General features: G+C 38.6%; 18 protein-coding genes. 7 read left to right on the plus strand and 11 right to left on the minus strand.

Annotated features, from left to right (window positions below; genetic code table 11):
• Positions 1–351 precede the first annotated feature (351 nt).
• The 3 genes from clpB to rluD form a co-directional block, all read right to left on the minus strand.
• Positions 352–2,937, minus strand: a complete 2,586-nt coding sequence (clpB, locus tag PVK63_RS19170; protein WP_130087018.1) for an ATP-dependent chaperone ClpB — start codon at positions 2,935–2,937, stop codon at positions 352–354.
• Between the two features lie 95 nt (positions 2,938–3,032).
• Positions 3,033–3,764 carry a peptidoglycan editing factor PgeF gene (gene pgeF / locus PVK63_RS19175; RefSeq protein ID WP_130044237.1) on the minus strand — a complete coding sequence of 244 codons (732 nt, stop codon included), beginning with the start codon at positions 3,762–3,764 and terminating at the stop codon, positions 3,033–3,035.
• On the minus strand, positions 3,765–4,739 hold the full coding sequence (gene rluD / locus PVK63_RS19180; RefSeq protein WP_130046820.1) for a 23S rRNA pseudouridine(1911/1915/1917) synthase RluD: 975 nt from the start codon (positions 4,737–4,739) through the stop codon (positions 3,765–3,767). It lies immediately after the preceding gene.
• Between the two features lie 162 nt (positions 4,740–4,901).
• Between rluD and bamD the strand changes: the two genes are divergently transcribed.
• The 4 genes from bamD to yjjX all read left to right on the plus strand — a co-directional run bounded on the left by bamD (position 4,902) and on the right by yjjX (position 8,192).
• Positions 4,902–5,627 (plus strand): outer membrane protein assembly factor BamD, encoded by a 726-nt coding sequence (gene bamD / locus PVK63_RS19185; RefSeq protein ID WP_130087016.1) that lies wholly within the window; start codon positions 4,902–4,904, stop codon positions 5,625–5,627.
• 364 nt (positions 5,628–5,991) lie between these two features.
• On the plus strand, positions 5,992–6,354 hold the full coding sequence (hpf, locus tag PVK63_RS19190) for a ribosome hibernation-promoting factor, HPF/YfiA family (RefSeq protein ID WP_130087014.1): 363 nt from the start codon (positions 5,992–5,994) through the stop codon (positions 6,352–6,354).
• A gap of 120 nt (positions 6,355–6,474) precedes the next feature.
• Positions 6,475–7,650 carry a prephenate dehydratase gene (gene pheA / locus PVK63_RS19195; protein WP_130044241.1) on the plus strand — a complete coding sequence of 392 codons (1,176 nt, stop codon included), beginning with the start codon at positions 6,475–6,477 and terminating at the stop codon, positions 7,648–7,650.
• Positions 7,651–7,664: 14 nt separating this feature from the next.
• Positions 7,665–8,192 (plus strand): inosine/xanthosine triphosphatase, encoded by a 528-nt coding sequence (gene yjjX, locus PVK63_RS19200; protein ID WP_130087012.1) that lies wholly within the window; start codon positions 7,665–7,667, stop codon positions 8,190–8,192.
• On the opposite strand, the gene trpR is transcribed toward yjjX, so the two are convergent.
• Positions 8,146–8,463: a trp operon repressor gene (gene trpR / locus PVK63_RS19205; RefSeq protein ID WP_130046822.1), complete on the minus strand. Its 318-nt coding sequence runs from the start codon at positions 8,461–8,463 to the stop codon at positions 8,146–8,148. The two genes, yjjX and trpR, sit on opposite strands and share 47 nt — an antisense overlap.
• A 68-nt stretch (positions 8,464–8,531) precedes the next feature.
• Positions 8,532–10,481: a murein transglycosylase gene (gene sltY, locus PVK63_RS19210; protein ID WP_242511065.1), complete on the minus strand. Its 1,950-nt coding sequence runs from the start codon at positions 10,479–10,481 to the stop codon at positions 8,532–8,534.
• A gap of 167 nt (positions 10,482–10,648) precedes the next feature.
• Between sltY and ettA the strand changes: the two genes are divergently transcribed.
• The 3 genes from ettA (at position 10,649) to PVK63_RS19225 (ending at position 13,836) form a co-directional block, all read left to right on the plus strand.
• Positions 10,649–12,316, plus strand: coding sequence for an energy-dependent translational throttle protein EttA (gene ettA, locus PVK63_RS19215; RefSeq protein ID WP_130044244.1), 1,668 nt, complete (start codon positions 10,649–10,651; stop codon positions 12,314–12,316).
• Positions 12,317–12,434: 118 nt separating this feature from the next.
• On the plus strand, positions 12,435–12,797 hold the full coding sequence (locus tag PVK63_RS19220) for a PilZ domain-containing protein (protein WP_130044245.1): 363 nt from the start codon (positions 12,435–12,437) through the stop codon (positions 12,795–12,797).
• Positions 12,798–12,816: 19 nt separating this feature from the next.
• Positions 12,817–13,836: a M23 family metallopeptidase gene (locus tag PVK63_RS19225; RefSeq protein ID WP_274440890.1), complete on the plus strand. Its 1,020-nt coding sequence runs from the start codon at positions 12,817–12,819 to the stop codon at positions 13,834–13,836.
• 57 nt (positions 13,837–13,893) lie between these two features.
• Here PVK63_RS19225 and tyrA read toward each other — a convergent pair whose 3' ends face one another.
• The 6 genes from tyrA to rpsP form a co-directional block, all read right to left on the minus strand.
• Positions 13,894–15,027, minus strand: a complete 1,134-nt coding sequence (gene tyrA, locus PVK63_RS19230; RefSeq protein WP_130046824.1) for a bifunctional chorismate mutase/prephenate dehydrogenase — start codon at positions 15,025–15,027, stop codon at positions 13,894–13,896.
• A gap of 6 nt (positions 15,028–15,033) precedes the next feature.
• Positions 15,034–16,107 (minus strand): 3-deoxy-7-phosphoheptulonate synthase, encoded by a 1,074-nt coding sequence (locus PVK63_RS19235; protein WP_130046825.1) that lies wholly within the window; start codon positions 16,105–16,107, stop codon positions 15,034–15,036.
• Between the two features lie 215 nt (positions 16,108–16,322).
• On the minus strand, positions 16,323–16,676 hold the full coding sequence (gene rplS / locus PVK63_RS19240; protein WP_130044249.1) for a 50S ribosomal protein L19: 354 nt from the start codon (positions 16,674–16,676) through the stop codon (positions 16,323–16,325).
• 41 nt (positions 16,677–16,717) lie between these two features.
• On the minus strand, positions 16,718–17,467 hold the full coding sequence (gene trmD, locus PVK63_RS19245) for a tRNA (guanosine(37)-N1)-methyltransferase TrmD (RefSeq protein ID WP_130044250.1): 750 nt from the start codon (positions 17,465–17,467) through the stop codon (positions 16,718–16,720).
• A gap of 22 nt (positions 17,468–17,489) precedes the next feature.
• Positions 17,490–18,017, minus strand: a complete 528-nt coding sequence (gene rimM, locus PVK63_RS19250) for a ribosome maturation factor RimM (protein WP_130044251.1) — start codon at positions 18,015–18,017, stop codon at positions 17,490–17,492.
• Between the two features lie 27 nt (positions 18,018–18,044).
• Positions 18,045–18,293, minus strand: a complete 249-nt coding sequence (gene rpsP / locus PVK63_RS19255; RefSeq protein WP_130044252.1) for a 30S ribosomal protein S16 — start codon at positions 18,291–18,293, stop codon at positions 18,045–18,047.
• Positions 18,294–18,391 lie beyond the last annotated feature (98 nt).

Raw genomic sequence — 18,391 nt, forward strand, 5'->3', positions numbered from 1 at the left:
GTTTATCATCACTTCGAAAAGTGAAAATAAACTAGTGATTATCAACTCACAAGTGCCCACACAGATTAATAGGTTTCAAATTTTTAAAGAGCAAACTTCAAATTTCAAGCCTTTCGACTTTCTCTTGAAGCGGACGGTTATAATAGTGATTTAAAATAATGTGTCAAGCACAAAATTAAACTAAATAACTAAGCTAACCTCACTAACTACTTATTGTTGATTTAACTCAACAACTCCGTGTCAGTGAGGCGGCATTATAGAGAGTCTTTCATTTCATGCAACTGTTTTCGATGGAAAACATTAAAAACACGTTCAAGTGGTCACTTTTAATTCAAACTGCTTATTTACGCATCAAAAGTCGTCATTTTGAGTCGTAATCAATTGTCCATTCTTTACTTTAAGTTTAATCACTTCGCCTGTTCTTAGTTTTCCACTCAGTATATCCTGAGCTAGAGAGTTCTCTATATAAGTTTGAATTGCTCTTTTTAATGGCCTTGCTCCATAAACAGGATCAAATCCAGCTTCTGCAATTAAATTCAATGCATCGCTTGAAATCTCTAATTGGTAATCTTTTTCATTTAATCGTTTTTCCAAACGTTGTAGTTGTATAGAGGCAATATTCTTAATATGTTCTTGGCCTAACGGATGGAAAACAACGGTTTCATCAACTCGATTTAAAAACTCAGGTCTAAAGTGCTGGCCAACAACTTCCATTACCAACGCTTTAATTCCCTCATAATCTAGATCTCCAAAATGTTGCTGGATTTTATCTGAGCCTAAATTAGAGGTCATAATGATCACGGTATTTTTAAAATCTACCGTTCGACCTTGACCATCAGTGAGTCGACCATCATCCAAGACTTGCAAAAGTATATTGAATACATCTGGATGTGCTTTCTCTACTTCATCAAGTAATAAGACCGAGTAAGGTTTACGTCTAACCGCTTCAGTTAAATACCCACCTTCTTCATATCCAACATATCCTGGAGGAGCGCCAACTAATCGAGCGACTGAATGTTTTTCCATAAACTCCGACATATCAATACGGACCATCGCATCTTCACTATCGAACATAAAGTTAGCTAATGATTTACAAAGTTCAGTTTTACCTACACCCGTTGGACCTAAAAATAAAAATGACCCTATTGGGCGGTTAGGATCAGAAAGCCCAGCTCGGCTGCGTCGAATAGCATTGGATACCGCTTCAACCGCTTCTCCTTGTCCTATAACTCGCTTATGTAGTTCACCTTCCATCTTTAATAGCTTATCTCTTTCCCCTTCAAGCATTTTATTAACAGGTATGCCCGTTTGACGAGAAAGAACCTCTGCGATTTCACTATCTGTTACTTTATTCTTTAATAAGCTCATCTCTTGCATTTCAGCTTGAGCGGCTAGATCCAATTGCTTTTCTAACTCTGGAATACGCCCATATTGCAATTCAGACATACGATTCAAATCGCCCGCACGTCGAGCTATGTCCATATTGCTTCTTGCTGTATCTAACTCTGTTTTTATATGCTGAGTTCCAGAAAGTGCTGCTTTTTCTGCTTTCCAAACTTCTTCTAGTTCAGAGTAATCTCGCTCTTTCTCTCTTAATTCAAGATTTAATGAGTCTAAACGTTTTAAGCTAGCATCATCACTCTCTTTAACTAAGGCTTGTTGCTCTATTTTTAGCTGGATAATTTTACGATCAAGTTTATCTAGTGATTCAGGCTTAGAATCGATTTCCATTCGAATACTCGATGCGGCTTCATCGATCAAATCAATTGCCTTATCCGGTAATTGTCTGTCAGATATATAGCGATGAGACAATGTCGCTGCTGCCACAATTGCAGGATCGGTAATTTCAACGTGATGATGAATTTCATAACGCTCTTTCAATCCACGTAGGATAGCGATGGTATCTTCTACTGTAGGCTCATCCACTAAGACCTTTTGGAATCTTCGCTCTAATGCTGGATCCTTCTCTATATATTGACGATATTCATCAAGAGTTGTTGCACCGACGCAATGCAGATCACCACGAGCTAAAGCTGGTTTAAGCATATTTCCAGCATCCATTGAGCCTTCACCTTTACCAGCACCAACCATGGTATGAACTTCATCAATAAAGAGGATGATATTACCTTCTTCTTTTGCAAGCTCATTTAAAACCGCTTTTAATCGCTCTTCAAATTCACCGCGAAATTTAGCACCAGCGACTAGCGCGCCAATATCTAAAGACAATACTCTTTTATGCTTTAGCCCTTCAGGCACTTCACCATTAATAATGCGTTGAGCTAAACCTTCAACAATGGCTGTTTTGCCAACACCTGGCTGACCAATAATGACTGGGTTGTTTTTAGTTCGTCTTTGAAGAACCTGAATTGTCCTACGTATTTCATCATCACGCCCAATAACAGGATCAAGCTTGCCTTGCTCTGCTCGCTCAGTAAGATCTACAGTAAATTTCTCTAATGCTTGGCGTTTTTCTTCAGCATTTTGATCATTTACTTTCTCACCACCACGGATCTCATCAATAGATTTTGAGATCTTCGCTTCAGTAAGCCCAAGTTCTTTAAATAAATTACCTAGTGGTCCTTTATCTTCGATAGCTGCAAGCATGAATATTTCAGATGAAATATAAGCATCTTTTCGTTGTTGAGCGATTTTGTCACACAGATTAAAAATAACGCCCATGTTTGATGACAATTGTACGTCACCACCAATGCCTGTGACTTTTGGGGCTTTGTCTAGAATTTCAGATAGCTTAGAACGAAGTTGGGTTACATCAATATTAAGTAATGTCAGTAGTGGCCTAATTGTGCTGCCATCTTGATTTAAGAGAGCAACCATTAGATGAGTTGGCTCGATATATTGATGATCTTGACCCAATGCTAATGACTGAGCATCTGAAATGGCGATTTGAAATTTACTGGTAAATCGATCTAAACGCATAACCCTCTCCTAGAGAAGAAAAGTAAGTAACTATTACTTCTTAAATGGGGTTTAGTGCTGGAGAAATCAACTAATGGAAGAGGAAATAAAAAGGATTATTCAAACCAAATTAAGGTTGCTTGACGACCAGTTTTTCCCTCTTTTCGATAAGAGAAAAATTGTTCTGTATTTGAATAAGTACACAGATTTGAGTAATAAACCTCTTGAACACCGACGCTCTGTAGACGCTGAGTAGCAAGTAGCTCTAAATTAGCTAACCATTTATTATGGTTATGACTTGGTGTAAACGCATTTATCGCTTGAGGATCTTTATCGCAAAATTGTTGTTTAACTTCATCACCAACTTCAAATGCTGTAGGGCCAATGGCTGGTCCACACCATGCAACAAGTTCAGTAGAAGAAAAATGATTTACTGTATTTTCTAAAATACCATCAAGAAGGCCGCGCCATCCGGCATGAGCTGCCGCTACTTCTGTTCCTTCTTTATTGCAAATTACAACAGGCAAACAATCTGCTGTCATGACACAACATACTTGATTCGCTGTATTTGTATATGCTGCATCAACAGAAGGAGGACTCACTGAATCTGAATTAGGAAGAGTAATGACTTTTGTCGAATGGATTTGATTTAACCACGTTGGTGCAGTCGGTAACTGCGCCAACGTAATCAGTTTTTCACGATTGAGCACAACATCATTGTGATTGTCACCAACATGATCACCTAAATTTAAACTCGAAAATGGGGCTTTAGATACACCATTCAAACGAGTCGTACTAACTACGTTAATATTTTTAGGAGCAGACCATTTTGGTAACAATAACGACATTTAATACTCGTCCTCATGCAATAAACGCTCATCATCACGTAATGCTTGAGATAAAGCGATCATGTCATCAGGGATTGGCGCATGAAATTCCATAACCTCACCGGTCACTGGATGCTCAAAACGCAGCATTGCCGCATGAAGTGCTTGACGATCAAATCCACGGATCATGTCAATTAACTCCTGTGACGCACCTTTAGGGATACGAGCACGACCACCATAAGCAGTATCACCGACGAGTGGATGCTGTAGATAAGACATGTGCACACGAATTTGGTGAGTACGACCTGTTTCAAGACGTAAACGTAAACGAGTATGAATTCGGAAATGCTCAGCAACACGGTAATGTGTTACAGCATCTTTACCTAATTCATGAACTGCCATTAACGTACGCTTTTGAGGGTGACGTCCGATTGGTTTTTCAATCATACCGCCTGCCGTCATACGACCTAATACTACCGCCTCGTATTCACGAGTGATCTTACGTTTTTGTAGCGCACGAACCAAACGCGTTTGAGCTGGAACTGTTTTCGCAACAACCATTAATCCAGTCGTATCTTTATCTAAACGGTGAACAATACCTGCACGAGGTACCTCAGCAATGTTTGGATAATGGAATAATAACGCATTTAATACTGTACCATCTGGTGTACCAGCACCTGGATGAACCACAAAATCGCGAGGTTTATTGATAACTAATAAATCATCATCTTCATAAACAATATCAAGCGGAATGTCTTGAGCTAACCAACGCTCTTCATCTTCTAATTCTGCTTTAACTGTGATCTCTTCACCGCCCATCATTTTTAAACGAGCTTTAGTGATCACTTCACCATTAACGGTTATTTTACCCGCTAGTAGCCATTCTTTAATGCGTGAACGAGAAAAATCAGAAAACAACTCTGCTGCAGCTTGATCTAAACGCTGGCCTAATTGACTTTCTTTTACTGTACTTGTTAACTCTATTTGTTGTGCCATATCGAACTTTTTTTAAATTAGTGGTACTAATTACCAAACAAATACATCATATTTGGTATCATCAACACTGTAAGTGAAATAAACTATCTGCCATTGTATCTGTTAACGACGCATTTCGTAATGGATAACTTCAGTTTTTTTAGTCAAGGATCATTTTCAAGCATGAAACGCTTAACACTTTCTTCATTATTAGCCGTCTCTTTACTGGTTGGTTGCTCAAGCAGTGATGATGTTATCCCTGATATCCCACCATCAGAATTATACGCTCAAGCCCAAGAGTCTCTACAAGCGGGTAATTGGACAAGCGCAACAGAACGTCTTGAAGCACTCGACTCTCGCTACCCTTTTGGTGCTTACTCCGAACAAGTTCAGCTCGACCTTATCTATGTATATTATAAAAATGATGATCTTGCATTAGGTTTAGCAACCATAGAACGCTTTAATCGTCTAAACCCAACGCACCCTAAAGCTGATTGGGTATTATATATGCGCGGTCTAATGCATATGGCTCAAGACCGTAGCTTTATGCATGATTTATTTAGAGTCGATCGTTCAGATCGAGATCCAGAACCTGCGCGTGCGGCATTTAAAGATTTTAAACGCTTATTAGAACGCTACCCTGATAGTCTATATGCAGAAGATGCTCAGACTCGCATGTTTGCCTTGAAAAATCGCTTAGCTGATTATGAATTAGCAACCGCTGATTTTTATCTTCGCCGTGAGGCATGGATTTCAGCCATTAATCGTAGCCAAGAATTGCAACGAACCTACCCTGATACTGAAGCTGCGAGAAAGTCATTAACCATTATGTTAGCGGCTTATAAGGAATTGAAATTAGAAGATGCTATTGCTCGTACAGAAGAGCTTATTGCCTTGAATCCTCAGTAACTTATCAATTAGAAAACAAAAAACCGAACCTTAAAAGAAGGCTCGGTTTTTTTATGTCTGATATTTAACAAAGGATATGATCAAGTTCAAAAAACGGATAAGATTAAAAAATAACCATTAGAAACAAAAGGTTGAACTTAATCCCTAAAAACGAATGTTTTCAGTAATCAACCCTTTCAATCTACCTACTTTGGTCAATTCATCAAGTTTTTTTTCAATATAATTTCTCAGGCCTTGTTTGAGATCACATCAACATATCTAATTGGAAACACTATTAAGAATAGTGATCTAGATCACTTTATTTTTCACTCTGGATCCGTAATCTGAGTACATGCCAAACGGGGCAAGAGAGAGGAAAATCAATATGAAAATAGAAATCACTGGTAACAACATCGACATCACTCCAGGCATCCGTGAACGTATTGAAGGGAAGTTTAAAAAACTAGAAGACAAAAGAAACCTAGACATTATTGGACGTCACGCTAGCGTTACAAAACGCGCAAATGGTAAACATAAGGTAGAAGCACAGGCGACTATCGCTGGTGGCAAAGTTGCCGCATCAGCCGAACAAGAAGATCTATTTGGTGCAATTAGAGAGATGTACCAAAAACTAGAACGCCAACTAGATAAGCTACAACATAAAGGCGAAGCTCGTCGAGCAACACACGCTCAAGCTCCTGTAATTGAAGAGCCAGAAGTTGACTTAGAAGAGGAATACGAACAGTAATTAAATCGTCAACTCAAACGTTTTCTGAAACAGCGCTCATTTGAGCGCTGTTTTTTCTTGACGCAAACTTATCGATTCCTTATTGTGAATTAACTCTTAATTTACTAGGTTTGCATATTCATGACCGATACCCGCTATTCTCTGGATGAGATCCGTTTACGCCTTAATGAGCTTGATAATGAGCTATTAACTCTTTTTTCTGAGCGCCGTAAACTCAGTCTTGAAGTCGCTAAAAGTAAAGTTCAAACCTCAAAGCCTGTTCGTGATCCAAAGCGTGAACAACAATTATTGGTTAAGCTAATAGAGAATGGTAAGGCATTCGATCTTGATGCTTATTATATTACTCAGCTGTTTCACACCATTATTGAAGACTCCGTTCTACTTCAACAAGAGTACTTTCAAAATCTAGCAAACCCTGAATTAAGCAGAAAACCAATTGCACGAGTTGCCTATCTTGGCTCTAAAGGCTCTTACTCAAACTTAGCAAGTCGTCGTTACTTCAGTAAAAAGAACATTGAGCTTGCTGAATTAGGCTGTGAAAATTTTAGAGAAGTAATAAAAACAGTCGAATCAGGACATGCTGATTACGGCGTACTACCGATTGAAAACACAAGCTCAGGTTCAATAAACCAAGTTTATGATTTACTGCAACATACTAGCTTATATATTGTTGGTGAACTGACTCAACAGATAGATCATTGCTTATTAACCACCACAGAAACTTCTCTTGAATCAATTAAAACACTTTACTCTCATCCACAACCGCACGAACAATGCAGTGAGTTTTTAAATCGTTTAGATAATGTAGAGCTTATTTCATGCGCAAGTACTGCTGATGCAATGATTACAGTGAAAGAGCTAAATTCACCTGAAGTGGCTGCTATAGGTAACTCTGATAGTGGTAAACTGTATGGCCTTCAATCCTTAATCACCAACATATCAAACCAAACAGAAAATCAAACACGCTTTATTGTCGTAGCAAGAAAGCCAGTTGATGTGTCAGAACAGATCCCAGCAAAAACCACGCTCATTATGTCAACCTCTCAAGATGCAGGTTCGTTAGTAGAGTCGCTATTAGTTCTTCGTAAATATGGAATTAATATGACAAAATTAGAATCTCGCCCAATTATGGGAAATCCTTGGGAAGAAATGTTCTATATTGATTTACAAGCACACTTAAAATCAGATGCAATGAGTGCTGCTATCGAAGAACTGACCTCTATCACCCAATATCTAAAAGTTCTTGGTTGCTACCCTATTGAAAATGTAACGCCAACAACAATCCCTTTAACTTAATAATGAGGCATTGTATGGATGTTATTATTAGTTCATTAAATCCAGCAAAGATTAGTGCTGTAGAAGCTGCGTTCAATCAAGCGTTTCCAGATAGTGTATTTAACTTTATTGGTGTATCCGTTGATAGTGGGGTACCAGATCAGCCGATGAGTTGCATAGATACGAAGCAAGGCGCTATAAATAGAGTTAATAATGCAAAAATACAACATCCTAATGCTGAGTATTATGTAGGCTTAGAAGCTGGTATAGAGGGAAATTCAACTTTTGCTTGGATGATTATTGATAATACTAAGCAAGTGGGAGAGTCTCGTTCATCAAGCTTGCCTCTTCCTCCTGCTGTGATTACAGCAGTAAATCAAGGAAAGGAGCTTGGTGATGTAATGGATGAACAATTTAATACTGATAATATTAAACAAAAAGGAGGGGCTATTGGTCTATTAACCAATAACCTACTAACAAGAAGCTCAGTCTATCAACAAGCGCTGATTCTTGCTCTTATTCCTTTTCTTCATCCTGAGCGCTTTTTTGAAGTAACGTCATAAGCCATTCTTTTTCATCTTGAGTATGGCTTTTTAATTCATTTGAACCTCGAGTGATCGTTGCTACTCCCACTCCTAATAACTGGCTAATTTGTCTTTGGCTTAACTCCCCTTGTAGCAACTCATGACATATATTCACTCGGGCAATTAATGCTTCACGTTCATCAGGCGTCATCAACATGGTTAATAAAGATTGATGCTTATCTTGCTCTGCAGCATTCGCTATCAATGTCATCACCTGTGACCAATCTGAATATTTTGCTGAACCTGACATAAATTCCTCATTACACTAATAAAAAAGGGGACACTTAGGCCCCCTACTTTATGATCATTCAGAAATAATTAATACTCTAAATTCAGTTCTTTCTCTGATAAGAAACTGCCTTTTTCGCCTAACAAACTGCGATAGTAGGTTTCAAACATCAAAATATTTTGTACATAACCACGGGTTTCTTTAAATGGAATCGCTTCTATAAAAGCATAAGCGTCTAATTTTTCATCCGATACCGCTCTCCATCGTTTCACTCGATGAGGCCCTGCGTTATAACCGGCTAATGCAAAAATACGGTTACCATCATAATCATCTAACAATCCTTTCAGGTAATTTGAACCTATATGAATGTTTACATCGACATCATTAAGGCTATCTACCCCTTCATATTTGTCATAATCAATCTTCTTCGCCGTATACTTTGCCGTTGCTGGCATAATTTGCATTAAACCACGTGCACCAACTGGAGACTGTGCTTCTGCATATAAACCGCTTTCTTGTCTAGAAAGAGACATTAACGTAATTTTGTCTAATCCAAGTTCTTTACTGTAATGCCCAAACCACCACTGATGCGCAATAGGGAAACGTAAACTTAAATATCCCCACATTCTGCCTTTAATGGTCGCGAGTACCGTGAAGTGATGCCAACGATGCTGAGCCGCATAACTCGCAAGCTCTTTCACTTCCTTTTTAGATGCTCTATTAAGTAAATATTCCCACTCGCTTTTCGCTGTTGGGATCTCATCAATAGCTATCAATTCTTTAATACGTGCAAGTTCAACCTTATATTTATCCTTTACTGGTTTAATATTTTTAGGCGCTACGTCCATCGGATACTGAATTGGCTCTCCTAAAATATTAGCAGCAGCGACACTATAAAAATTACGTTGTCCCAATAGCTTTCTTAATCGTTCATCAGCTTTAGTCTGCTCACCGTTTTCGCTGTCGATGCGAGCTATCCAGAATTGCCAACGTAATGACGCTTTACTTTCAGGACTTAAGTAACCAATCCATTTATCAACGTCATTCCAATCAGCAGCTCGAATAGCAACGCGGATCCTACGTTCAATAAACGAATCTTCAGGATGGTTTTCAAGTTGAACATCTCGCCACTGTGCTAATTCATCTGAATTTGTCGACATAATACTACTGACAATTCGATGCGTAATCTTCACTTGTTCGTCTTTAGAATATTTCTGTTTTTTTGCAATTTTAGGTAGCATATCAATCGCTTTTTCTGGATTAATACGTCCTTCTCTTTCCATCGCAATCAGCGTTAATTTTTTAGTAAAATCAGACGGTTTATTCTTATTAGAAAAAGACAGTAATAAATCAGGATCATTAAATAACGTAACGATTTCTTTAGCTTGTGCTTTAGATTTATCTGACTTCAACATTTTTTCTAGATATGGAAATAGCGTGTTATTACGAGCCTTATACACAAGAAGCATACGTTCAATGATCAAGTCATCCGTTAACTTTCCTGTATCAGACCAAGCTTTAAATAAATCATCACACTCATAGGTAACAGAATTACCCGTAAGCCATAACTGTTCAGCTCCCTTCCAAGCTAGCGCTTTATCACCAATCTCATTTTTAGCTTGATAGTAATAACACTTCAAATTAGTGCTGCTTGGCTCTTGAGGAAAAAAATCCAAAAATTCAGACCAACGCTCATTCAAACCTAATACAACTAAATACTGATATGACAATGAATTTCCAATAGGAAGCGTTTGATTATTATGTATAAACAATCGAATATCATCAGGCGTCTTTGAGCTAAGATCCATTCGCAATTGACGATAATCTAAATATGGTGCAAGTGGGTAATCTTTTAAACTGGCTCTCACTACCTCATACTGCTCAAACTTTTTATCCTTTAGCAACTCCTTTGCTTCTTGATATTCAATGCGTGATTCATCTATCGATAATGCTTCTACGGTGTGTACGCTCAGCCCAATGCACAACGCTGTCATCATCCCTAATTTATGTTGTGTATATTTAATTGATTTTTTAAGCACCTAACCTTCCAACCTTTTTTTACAAACGTACCGATATGAGCGTAAATAAGCGTCTCATTTCTTCCTTTCACTACTTATATTACCCTAGTAACTGCTAGAATGAGTGTTAAACTATGTATCATAAATAGTAAAATGATATTTCCGTTAACCTACTCTAATAAGTGATTATGGCTGAATACGTATATACAATGTCACGAGTGAGCAAAATTGTTCCTCCTAAAAGACAAATCCTGAAAGACATTTCTCTTAGCTTCTTCCCTGGTGCAAAAATTGGTGTTCTTGGCCTAAATGGTTCAGGTAAATCAACATTACTTCGCATCATGGCAGGTTTAGATACCGATATTGATGGTGAAGCGCGTCCACAAGCTGGATTGAATGTCGGCTACCTACCACAAGAGCCTGTACTTGATGAATCAAAAACAGTACGTGAAATCGTAGAAGAAGCGGTTTCTGATGTTGCAGGTGCACTAACTCGTTTAGATGCTGTTTATGCGGCTTACGCTGAAGAAGGTGCTGATTTTGATGCACTAGCGAAAGAGCAAGGTGAACTTGAAGCACTTATTCAAGCAAAAGATGGTCATAATCTTGAGAATGCATTAGAGCGTGCTGCGGATGCATTACGTCTTCCTGAGTGGGATGCAAAAATTGAATTCCTATCTGGTGGTGAGCGTCGTCGTGTTGCTATCTGTCGTCTTCTTTTAGAAAAACCAGATATGTTGCTTCTTGATGAACCAACCAACCACCTTGATGCTGAATCTGTTGCTTGGCTTGAGCACTTCCTTGTTGATTATTCAGGAACTGTTGTAGCGATTACCCACGACCGTTATTTCCTTGATAATGCAGCAGGTTGGATCCTTGAGCTTGACCGTGGTGAAGGCATTCCATGGGAAGGTAACTATACTTCTTGGCTTGAGCAAAAAGACGACCGTCTAAAACAAGAAGCATCAAAAGAGAACGCTCGTCAAAAAACGATTGAGAAAGAACTTGAATGGGTTCGTCAAAACCCTAAAGGTCGCCAAGCGAAATCTAAAGCGCGTATGGCTCGTTTTGAAGAACTGCAAAATACAGATCACCAAAAACGTAATGAAACAAACGAACTGTTCATTCCGCCAGGTGAGCGTTTAGGTGACAAAGTTCTTGAAGTGAACAACCTAACTAAATCGTTTGGTGATCGTGTTCTGATTGATGATTTATCATTCAGTATGCCAAAAGGGGCTATCGTAGGTATTATCGGTGCCAATGGTGCAGGTAAATCAACACTGTTCAAAATGTTAAGTGGTGCTGAAACACCTGACTCAGGCACAATTGAGTTAGGTGAAACGGTTAAACTCGCATCTGTTGACCAGTTCCGTGATTCTATGGACGACACTAAAACGGTTTTCCAAGAGATCTCTGAAGGCGCTGATATCATCAAGATCAATAACTTTGAAATCCCAGCGCGGGCATACTGCTCTCGTTTTAACTTCAAAGGCAATGATCAACAAAAAATCATTGGCGATCTGTCTGGTGGTGAACGCAACCGTGTTCACTTAGCGAAGCTGCTTAAAACAGGCGGTAACGTATTACTACTCGATGAACCTACCAATGACTTGGATGTTGAAACACTACGTGCACTAGAAGAAGCTCTACTTGAGTTCCCTGGTTGTGCAATGGTTATCTCGCATGACCGTTGGTTCCTAGACCGTATTGCAACTCACATTCTAGATTATCGTGATGAAGGTCAAGTGAACTTCTTCGAAGGTAACTATACTGAGTACAGTGATTGGATTAAGAAAACATTAGGCGCGCAAGCGGCTGAACCTCATCGTATTAAATACAAGCGTATGACTAAATAAGTAATAACGATTATTTGATACTTATCATAAGGGCCGCATTAAAGCGGCCTTTTTATTAGACTTACAGCAAACCAGATATCATACTTAGGGATTAAACTTATAATATAAGGATCATATTATGATTGAACGACGTAAATTCTCACGTGTCGTGTACCAAGCAAACATCACTCTTCAACAAGATGATAAACAATGGAAAGGGACTTTAGTTGATTTATCCTTGCATGGATTACTTATCAATTTAGCAAATAGCGAAGAGATCAAAGAAAAAAACGAGATTAACGTACAATTCACACTAAATGAGAGTGATATTAATATTAGTGCTGAATGCAAACTAATAAATAAAACAGATAACACGCTAAGACTCTGTATAAGCCACATAGATATTGATAGTATTAGCCACCTTAAACGTCTAGTAGAACTCAATGTTGGAAATAGTGATTTATTATTACGCCAACTCTCTGAGTTAACCACCTTAACCTAAAGTAAATAAGTTTATTCCTATGCCAGATAAAATTCGAATTTCCGTTTCACATAACAAAGGAACGCGTTTTTTCGCTATTTCCCAAAAACGGAAAAATCTTGTTATTTTATCTTTGCTACTTGGGGTAGGTTCATTCTCTCTGAGTGGTTTTGGTCTTCACTATTTTTACCAAAAACAGCTAACTTCTGAATTGGCTATCGCTCAACTTCAAGTACAGAACAATGAACTTAATCAGTTAATCATTGAAAACAACAATAACAATAACAATCACGAATTAAATCAACAACTTGAAGCTAAAGAAAATGAGTTTTTAGTGATTAGTCAAAGAGTTGAGGATGTAGAATCCGTTCTTGGTCTTCAAGAGCTGTCAGAAGACGAAAATTTATTAGCCGAAAAAACATTAGAACAACGTTTAGATGTCGCAGCCATTGACTCTGCGGTTCGTGCCACGATGTTCCGTTTAATCCCCAATGACACACCGCTTGATTTTATTCGTAACTCTTCTAGTTTTGGAAAAAGAACAAATCCAATATCAGGTAAAAGACAACGTCATTTAGGGTTAGATCTAACTTGCAAGCGCGGCACGGAAATTTATGCCCCTGCCGATGGTGTCGTTGAACTGGCTCGAGCAAGCAAAAAAGGCTACGGTAATTTATTAAAAGTTCAGCATTCTTTTGGCTTTATGACCATGTATGCTCATTTACAAAAATTTAAAGTTCGTTCGGGTCAGTTTGTTAAGAAAGGAGAATTGATTGCAACTTGTGGCAATTCAGGTAACTCAACCGGCCCTCACCTGCATTATGAAGTGCGCTTCCTTGGGCGAGTTCTCAATCCACAATCATTTATTGATTGGACACCTGAAAAATTTGAAAGTCTGTTTGAAAAAGAGCGCAGCGTTAAGTGGACACCGCTGGTCGAAATTATTAACAACGTTGTGAAATTACAACTAAAACTTACTCAAAAACCCACAATTGAGCAAGTTGAAGCAATTAATACCGTAAAAACAGAGTTACAAACAGTAAAACAGTTAACCCAATAAAAGATTAATAGCATCAAACAAAAAAGGTGAGCAAGTGCTCACCTTTTTTATTGTTAATTAACTTCGCTCTCTATGAATAGAGTCATTCGCCTGTCTTAGTAAGCCTTTACTTTCAATTAAAAACTGCTCAGCATAATCACCAAACCAATGCTCAACTTCTTTAAAATTATCAATAAAACCTTCACGATTATGATTTTCTAATAATGAGATTGCATCACCAAAACGCTGATGGAATCGTTTTATCATATCAATATTGTCTTCTGATGAAAGGATAATATCCGCGTATAAATTAGGATCTTGAGCAAACAAACGGCCTACCATTAATAACTCTAAACGATAAATTGGTGAACTTAGGTTAAGTAGCTGTTCAATGTCTGGATTTTCTTTAGCAAGATGCTGCCCATAAGCAAAAGAAGTAAAGTGGCGTAAAGCTTGAATTAATGTCATGCCATGATCATGCTCTGAGGCTGATATATCACGAACAACCGCTCCCCAAATTTCAAACTGTTGTTTAAGCCAGCTGTAATCTTCTTTATTACGCCCATCGCACATTACAATAACTTGTTTGGCTAAACTAGGTACATCAGGTCCAAACATTGGATGTAAACCAACAACAGGGCCTTTATGAATCTCCATCATTGCTTGCAGTGGTTTTTTCTTTACTGATGTCAAATCACATAAAATACAATCTTCAGCCAATCCTGAAAGCTTATGAATAACATCAACGGTTAAGTTAATTGGAACAGTAACAACGACCATTCCAGCATCCTTTAAAATTAGCTCGGAGTTATCCCAATCTTTACTACCAAGAATACGAACCTCGTAACCAGATAAAGTAAACATTTTGGCAAATAAACCACCAAGTTGACCATGACCACCAACGATAACAATAGGTCTTAATTCTGGCTTTAAACATTTGAAACCTGAGTCATTTTCACTACTATAAGATTCACGCATTGTGCGGCGTAAAATATCTTCAATTAAGGATGGCGGAACCCCTTTATTTTCAGCTTCTTGTCGTCTTGAAGCTAACATAGCGGCTTCTCGACTTGGATCGTAAATAGGCAATCCATGGGCACTTTTTACTTCACCGACCTGTTCAACCAAGTGCAGTCGCTGAGATAAAAGATCCAACATTTGTTTATCTACCGCATCAATTTGATCGCGTAAATGACTCAGTTCTACCGCCATCGCATTCTATCCTTTTAAACGCTCTTCCAATATTGGAGTTAAATCTTTATGAGTATGGCGTAATAGTGCCTCAGTTGAATCCCAATTGATACAAGCATCGGTGATAGACACCCCATATTTCATCTCTGATAATGGAATATCAGAAGGTTGATTTCCTTCGTTTAAGTGACTTTCAATCATTAAACCAATGATTGATTTATTGCCTTCTCGAATTTGATGGATCACATCTTCAGCAACCAATGGCTGACGACGATAATCCTTACGTGAATTTGCATGGCTGCAGTCAATCATTAGTGCCGCATCAAGATTTGACTTAGCTAACTCTTCTTCACACTCTGTCACCGATACCGAGTCATAATTCGTTTGTTTACCACCGCGAAGAATCACATGGCCATTAGGATTACCTTGGGTTGTTAATAATGCAACTTGACCTTCACTATTAATCCCCATAAAACGATGACTAGAAGCCGCTGCCTGCATAGCATTAATTGATGTTGATAAACTACCATCCGTGCCATTTTTGAAACCAACAGGAACTGACAAACCACTTGCCATCTCACGGTGTGTCTGAGATTCAGTAGTACGAGCACCAATCGCAGCCCAACTAAATGTATCGCCAATATATTGTGGACTAATTGGGTCAAGCGCCTCTGTTGCTAATGGAATTTCCATTTCAGCCAAATCAACCAGAAGCTGTCTTGCTGAATGTAAGCCATAATCAATATCAAAAGAACCATCTAAATGAGGATCATTAATCAAGCCTTTCCAACCAACGGTTGTTCGTGGTTTTTCAAAGTAAACTCGCATAACAATATAAAGCTGATCTTTAAGATCTTCCGCGATCACCTTTAAACGTTTTGCATATTCTTTCGCGGCATCGATATCATGAATAGAGCAAGGACCACATACGATTAATAAACGGTGATCTTTTTTATGAATAATATTAGAAATGGTCTGACGAGACTGTTGAATAAATTGGCGAGCATTATCGCTTAATGGAATTTTATTTTTTAGTTCTTGTGGTGTGATAAGTACTTGCTCATCACTAATATTAATATTGCTTAATTCACTTTTTTTCATACTCTACACCTGTAAACTTTTATTTCCATTAATAGTCTTTTTAGACAAGTAGAAATAATTTAACAGTTATAGAATAAAAATCAACCGCTGTAATTAAATTAATACACACAAAAATAACATGTAAAGTATTATTTACATTCTGAGTGTAGGTATAAAAAAAGGTGCGCTGATAACAGCACACCTTCATAGCACATTTGAGAACGTTCTCGTGTGCGTTACTTTTTAGCCAGCTTCTCTTTGATACGAGCTGATTTACCAGAACGCTCACGTAGGTAGTACAACTTGGCACGACGTACTGCACCGCGACGTTTAACTTCGATGCTGTTTACAACTGGAGAGTGTGTTTGGAACGTACGCTCAACACCTTCACCGTTAGAAATCTTACGTACAGTGAACGCAGAGTGTAGACCACGGTTACGAATAGCGATTACAACGCCTTCGAATGCCTGTAGACGCTCACGGTCACCTTCTTTAACTTTAACCTGAACTACTACAGTGTCACCTGGAGAGAATTTAGGTAGGTCTTGTTTTAGTTGCTCATCTTCAAGAGCTTTAATGATGTTGCTCATTTTTGTATATCCTAGAATAAACTGATACTAAATTTACTTAATTACTTACTGTTCTGGCGTTCTTCACGAACAAACTCAGCCAGTAATAATTCCTGTTCGTCAGTCAGAGCTAGATTTCCCAGGAGCTCTGGTCTTCTTAGCCAAGTACGGCCTAACGATTGTTTCATTCGCCAACGAGCGATATCTTTATGGTTTCCAGATTTAAGTACACTAGGTACTTCCTTACCATCCAAAACCTCAGGTCTTGTATAGTGCGGACAATCTAATAAACCGTCTGCAAAAGAATCTTCTTCAGCGGACGCGAAATCACCTAATACACCCGGAACAAACCGAGATACAGAATCAATCAACGTCATAGCAGGGAGTTCCCCACCTGTAAGCACAAAATCCCCAATTGACCATTCTTCGTCAACTTCAGATTGTATTATGCGCTCATCTACTCCTTCGTATCGGCCACAAATCAGAATTAAATTCTCATTTGTTGCCAACTCCTCAACGCCTGCTTGATTCAGCGTTCTGCCTTGAGGTGAAAGGTAAATCACTTTCGTTTTGCCTGGTGCTGCTTGTCTGGCTGCGGTAATGGCATCGCGCAAAGGCTGTACCATCATTAACATACCAGGGCCACCACCATAAGGTCGGTCATCAACAGTGCGATGTTTATCATGAGTGAAATCTCTAGGATTCCATGTCTCAATAGATAAAAGACCTTTTTTAATTGCTTGGCTAGTTACCCCAAAATCGGTAACCGAACGGAACATTTCAGGAAATAGGCTAATAACCCCAACCCACATGTGCCCTCGCTTTACCTAGGGATTAGAACCCAGGATCCCAGTCAACTTCGATCCGTTGAGCTTCACGATCAATTAATTTGATCACTTGCTCATCAATAAAAGGAATCAATCGTTCCTTTTTACCAAAAGCATCTTTCAGGTTTGCTTTGACTACAAGAACATCGTTTGATCCGGTTTCAAAAATGTCGTCAACAACACCAAGACCGTAGCCTTGCGTTGTAACCACTTCCATACCAAACAATTCACGCCAGTAGAACTCATCTTCTGACAGCTCAGGTAGTACATCTGCTTTAACTGCAATTTCTAGGTTAGTATAAGTTTGAGCTTCTTCTCGAACCTCTAACCCTTCCAGTTTGCACACCAAACCTTTATGACGTTTCCAGCTTTCGACTGAAAACTCGACCCACTCACCTTTAACTTGGATAAGCCAAGGCTTGTAATCGAAAATGCTTTCAGGTTGATCTGTAAAGGAAACTACTTTCAACCATCCACGAATACCATAGGAAGCACCAAACTTACCTATAACAATAACTTCGTCTTGCTTACTCATAAATTCTTTACCTTTAACCAACTAATATTAAGCCGCTTTTTTAGCGTCTTTAACTAGCTTAGCTACACGATCAGAAAGACCAGCGCCTTGCTCAACCCAGTGACCAACACGATCAAGATCTAGGCGTAGACCTTCTTCTTGACCTTGTGCTGTAGGGTTAAAGAAACCTACTTTCTCAATGTAACGACCAGTTGATTTAAAACGGCTGTCCGCTACTACGATTTGATAAAATGGACGCTTCTTAGCGCCGTGACGTGCCAAACGAATGGTAACCATATCGTCCTCTTTTGCTTTGTATAAAAATTAAATTGGCCCAAAAAGATGAATTTTTGAGCCCTCGTGCCAAATTAAAGCCCCGGAATTTTACTCTTATA

It is taken from the genome of Aliivibrio sp. S2TY2, from assembly GCF_028765525.1.
GTDB classification, from domain to species: Bacteria; Pseudomonadota; Gammaproteobacteria; order Enterobacterales; family Vibrionaceae; genus Aliivibrio; species Aliivibrio finisterrensis_A.

What these genes read in the sequence shown, in the direction of transcription:
- clpB (WP_130087018.1), bottom strand. Translation starts at nt 2,937, where the DNA reads ATGCGTTTAGATCGATTTACCAGTAAATTTCAAATCGCCATTTCAGAT.
- pgeF (WP_130044237.1), bottom strand. Translation starts at nt 3,764, where the DNA reads ATGTCGTTATTGTTACCAAAATGGTCTGCTCCTAAAAATATTAACGTA.
- rluD (WP_130046820.1), bottom strand. Translation starts at nt 4,739, where the DNA reads ATGGCACAACAAATAGAGTTAACAAGTACAGTAAAAGAAAGTCAATTA.
- bamD (WP_130087016.1), top strand. Translation starts at nt 4,902, where the DNA reads ATGAAACGCTTAACACTTTCTTCATTATTAGCCGTCTCTTTACTGGTT.
- hpf (WP_130087014.1), top strand. Translation starts at nt 5,992, where the DNA reads ATGAAAATAGAAATCACTGGTAACAACATCGACATCACTCCAGGCATC.
- pheA (WP_130044241.1), top strand. Translation starts at nt 6,475, where the DNA reads ATGACCGATACCCGCTATTCTCTGGATGAGATCCGTTTACGCCTTAAT.
- yjjX (WP_130087012.1), top strand. Translation starts at nt 7,665, where the DNA reads ATGGATGTTATTATTAGTTCATTAAATCCAGCAAAGATTAGTGCTGTA.
- trpR (WP_130046822.1), bottom strand. Translation starts at nt 8,463, where the DNA reads ATGTCAGGTTCAGCAAAATATTCAGATTGGTCACAGGTGATGACATTG.
- ettA (WP_130044244.1), top strand. Translation starts at nt 10,649, where the DNA reads ATGGCTGAATACGTATATACAATGTCACGAGTGAGCAAAATTGTTCCT.
- PVK63_RS19220 (WP_130044245.1), top strand. Translation starts at nt 12,435, where the DNA reads ATGATTGAACGACGTAAATTCTCACGTGTCGTGTACCAAGCAAACATC.
- PVK63_RS19225 (WP_274440890.1), top strand. Translation starts at nt 12,817, where the DNA reads ATGCCAGATAAAATTCGAATTTCCGTTTCACATAACAAAGGAACGCGT.
- tyrA (WP_130046824.1), bottom strand. Translation starts at nt 15,027, where the DNA reads ATGGCGGTAGAACTGAGTCATTTACGCGATCAAATTGATGCGGTAGAT.
- PVK63_RS19235 (WP_130046825.1), bottom strand. Translation starts at nt 16,107, where the DNA reads ATGAAAAAAAGTGAATTAAGCAATATTAATATTAGTGATGAGCAAGTA.
- rplS (WP_130044249.1), bottom strand. Translation starts at nt 16,676, where the DNA reads ATGAGCAACATCATTAAAGCTCTTGAAGATGAGCAACTAAAACAAGAC.
- trmD (WP_130044250.1), bottom strand. Translation starts at nt 17,467, where the DNA reads ATGTGGGTTGGGGTTATTAGCCTATTTCCTGAAATGTTCCGTTCGGTT.
- rimM (WP_130044251.1), bottom strand. Translation starts at nt 18,017, where the DNA reads ATGAGTAAGCAAGACGAAGTTATTGTTATAGGTAAGTTTGGTGCTTCC.
- rpsP (WP_130044252.1), bottom strand. Translation starts at nt 18,293, where the DNA reads ATGGTTACCATTCGTTTGGCACGTCACGGCGCTAAGAAGCGTCCATTT.